The organism is Kitasatospora sp. NPDC056531, assembly GCF_042794375.1.
In the GTDB taxonomy this organism is placed as follows: Bacteria; Actinomycetota; Actinomycetes; order Streptomycetales; family Streptomycetaceae; genus Kitasatospora.
The window spans coordinates 1-3,454 of record NZ_JBHTTU010000249.1 but is presented as its reverse complement, the minus strand read 5'-3'; the positions used below and the strand labels follow the sequence as shown (position 1 = coordinate 3,454).

The following is a 3,454-nucleotide window of genomic DNA, read 5'->3' as shown; positions in this document are numbered from 1 at the left end:
GCTCGCTGCGCCGTGGTGAGGGCGGCACCGCACGCTTCCTCACGTCCCTGGCCGAGGCGTACGTGCGCGGGGTGGCGGTCGACTGGACCGCCGTCCTCGCCGGCCGCGACGCCCATCGGATCGACCTGCCCACCTACGCCTTCCAGCACGAACGCTTCTGGCTCGAGGGAGTCTCGTTCGGCTCAGTCGGCCGTCCCGTGTCGCCGGCGTTGGACGAGCGCCAGCCGGTCGACGACTCGGCGGCCGCCGAACTACGCCAGCGCCTCGCAGGCCTCACCGAGCCGGAGCGCGAGGCCCTGCTGCTGGACCTCGTCCGCTCCCAGGCGGCACTGGTGCTGGGCCACCGCTCGTCCAGCCCCATCACGGCGGCGAAGCCGTTCAAGGAGCTGGGCTTCGATTCCGTCACGGCGATGGAGCTGCGGAACCGGCTGAACGCCGCGACCGGGCTGCGGCTGCCGGCCACCCTGGTCTTCGACCACCCCAGCCCGACCGCTCTCGCAGCCTTCGTCGGCGCCCGGCTCGCGGGCGGGAAGCCGGGCGCCGGAGTGTCCGCCCCCGTGCTGCGTTCCGCTGCGCTGGACGGCGAGCCGCTGGTGATCGTCGGCATGGCCTGCCGCTTCCCGGGCGGTGTCGCGTCGCCGGAGGACCTGTGGCGCCTGGTGGACGAGCGCCGTGACGAGGTCTCGGCCCTGCCCACCGACCGCGGCTGGCAGACCTCCGGCGTTCCCGCCAAGGCCCAGGGCGCTTTCCTCTACGACGCGGGCGAGTTCGACGCCGCGTTCTTCGGGATCTCGCCGCGTGAGGCGCTGGCGATGGACCCGCAGCAGCGGCTGCTGCTGGAGACCTCATGGGAGGCGCTGGAGCGCTCGGCCATCAATCCCTCCGCGCTGCGCGGCAGCCGGACCGGCGTGTTCGTCGGCGGCAGCGGCCAGGAGTTCAGCATGCTGATGGCCAACGCGCCCGACGCCGTGGCCGGTTACGCGCTGACGGGTGCCTCCGGCAGTGTGATGTCGGGCCGGGTGTCGTACGTGCTGGGGCTTGAGGGCCCGGCGGTGACGGTGGACACGGCGTGCTCGTCCTCGCTGGTGGCGCTGCACCTGGCGGTGCAGGCGCTGCGCAGTGGCGAGTGCGATCTGGCGCTGGCCGGTGGTGTGACCGTGATGTCGACGCCGGGTGCGTTCGCCGAGTTCTCGCGACAGGGCGGGCTGGCCGGGGACGGCCGGTGCAAGGCGTTCTCGGCCGATGCGGACGGCACCGGCTGGGGTGAGGGCGTCGGCATGGTGGTGGTCGAGCGGCTGTCGGACGCGCGGCGCAACGGGCACCCGGTGCTCGCGGTGATCCGCGGCAGCGCGGTGAACCAGGACGGTGCGTCGAACGGTCTGACGGCGCCGAACGGTCCGTCGCAGCAGCGGGTGATCCGCCAGGCGCTGGCCAATGCCGGGCTGTCCGCCGCCGAGGTGGACGTGGTGGAGGCGCACGGCACCGGTACGACGCTGGGTGACCCGATCGAGGCGCAGGCGCTGCTGGCGACCTACGGTCAGGGCCGGCCCGAGGGTCGCCCGCTGTGGCTCGGCTCGCTGAAGTCGAACATCGGCCACACCCAGTCCGCGGCCGGTGTGGGCGGTGTGATCAAGATGGTCATGGCGATGCGGCAGGGCGTGCTCCCGGCAACGCTGCACGCCGAGCGGCCCACCACCCACGTGGACTGGTCCGAAGGCTCGGTGGAGCTGCTGACGCAGGCGCGGGAGTGGCCGGAGACCGGCGCGCCGCGCCGGGCCGGCGTCTCCTCCTTCGGCATCAGCGGCACCAACGCCCACATGATCCTGGAGCAAGCGTCCGCCGAGGAGCTCGCTCCGACCGCCCCGGAGGTCACCGGGCCGGTCCCGTTGATCCTGTCGGGCCGGACCGAGGCCGCCCTGCGCGAGCAGGCCGCCCGCCTGCTGTCGTCCGTCACCGAGGACGCCGAGGCCGGGCTCGCCGACCTGGGGTATGCGCTGGCCGCCACCCGGGCCGAGCTGGAGCACCGTGCCGTGCTCGTCGCCGAGGACCGGTCGTCCTTCCGGGACGCCCTGGCCGCCGTTGCCGAGGGCCGTGCCGCTGCCGAGGTCCTGCTGGGCACGGCCGTGGAGGGGCGGGTTGCCGTCATGTTCTCCGGCCAGGGCTCGCAGCGCCTCGGTATGGGGCGTGAACTGTACGACCGCTTCCCGGAGTTCGCCACCGCCTTCGACGCGGTCTGCGCGGAGCTCGACCCGCTGCTGGACCGGCCGCTGCGCGAGGTGGTCTTCGCCGAGCCGGACTCCGCGGACGCCGCCCTGATCGACGAGACCCGTTTCACCCAGCCCGCGCTCTTCGCGATCGAGGTCGCGCTGTTCCGTCTGGTCGAAGGCTGGGGCGTGCGGCCCGAGTTCCTGCTGGGACACTCGATCGGCGAGCTGGCGGCCGCCCACGTGGCGGGCGTGTGGTCCCTGCCGGACGCCTGCAAGGTGGTCGCGGCCCGGGGCCGGCTGATGCAGGCGCTGCCGGCCGGCGGCGCGATGTTCGCGCTGGAGGCCGGCGAGGACGAGGTCGCCGAGCTGCTGGCCGAGGCCGACGGCACGGCCGATGCCGTGGGCATCGCCGCCGTTAACGGCCCGGCTGCGGTCGTTGTCTCCGGTGACGCGGCGGCAGCCGCGCAGATCGCTGCCCGACTGGCCGAACGAGGCCGGAAGACCCGGCAGTTGACGGTCTCGCATGCGTTCCACTCGGCCCTGATGGAGCCGATGCTGGCCGAGTTCGCCGAGGTGCTGGCTGAGGTGGCCTTCGAGGCACCCCGGGTGCCGGTGGTGTCGAACGTGACTGGGACCGTTGCCGGCGCGGAGATCCGGACTCCGGAGTACTGGGTCGAGCACGTCCGGGCGAGCGTGCGGTTTGCCGCGGGTGTGGAGGCCCTGCGCGCCGAGGGCGTGACGTCGTTCCTGGAACTCGGCCCGGACGGCGTGCTGGCCGCGATGGCCCGGGATTCCCTGATCGACGAGCCCGGCGTCGCCGTCGCGGCGGTGGCCCGCCGCGAGCGCCCCGAGGTGGCGACCCTGTTCGGCGCGCTGGGCCGGCTGTACGTGCACGGCGCCGGAGTGGACTGGGCCGCCGTGCTGGGTGGTCCCGCCGGCCGTCGGGTGGATCTGCCGACGTATGCGTTCCAGCGGGAGCGGTTCTGGCTTGAGGGCGTGACTGGTGCTGAGGGTGTTGGTGTGGTGGATGGTGTTGAGGGTGCGTTCTGGGGTGCGGTGGAGCGTGGGGATGTTGATGGTGTGGTGTCGGTGGTTGGTGGTGGGGATGGTTGGGGTTCTGTGGTGCCGGTGTTGTCGGAGTGGCGGCGTCGGCGGGTGGTGGGGTCGGTGGTGGATTCGTGGCGGTATCGGGTGGTTGAGCGGTCGGTGTCGGTGGGTTCGGGTGGGGTGTTGTCGGGGGTGTGGGT

At 73.2% G+C, this 3,454-nt stretch carries 1 protein-coding gene; it reads left to right on the top strand.

Annotation, left to right across the window (positions count from 1 at the left end):
- Positions 1-3,454: beta-ketoacyl synthase N-terminal-like domain-containing protein (locus tag ACFQ87_RS45135; protein WP_380616865.1), on the top strand; the 3,454-nt coding region annotated here is incomplete at both ends.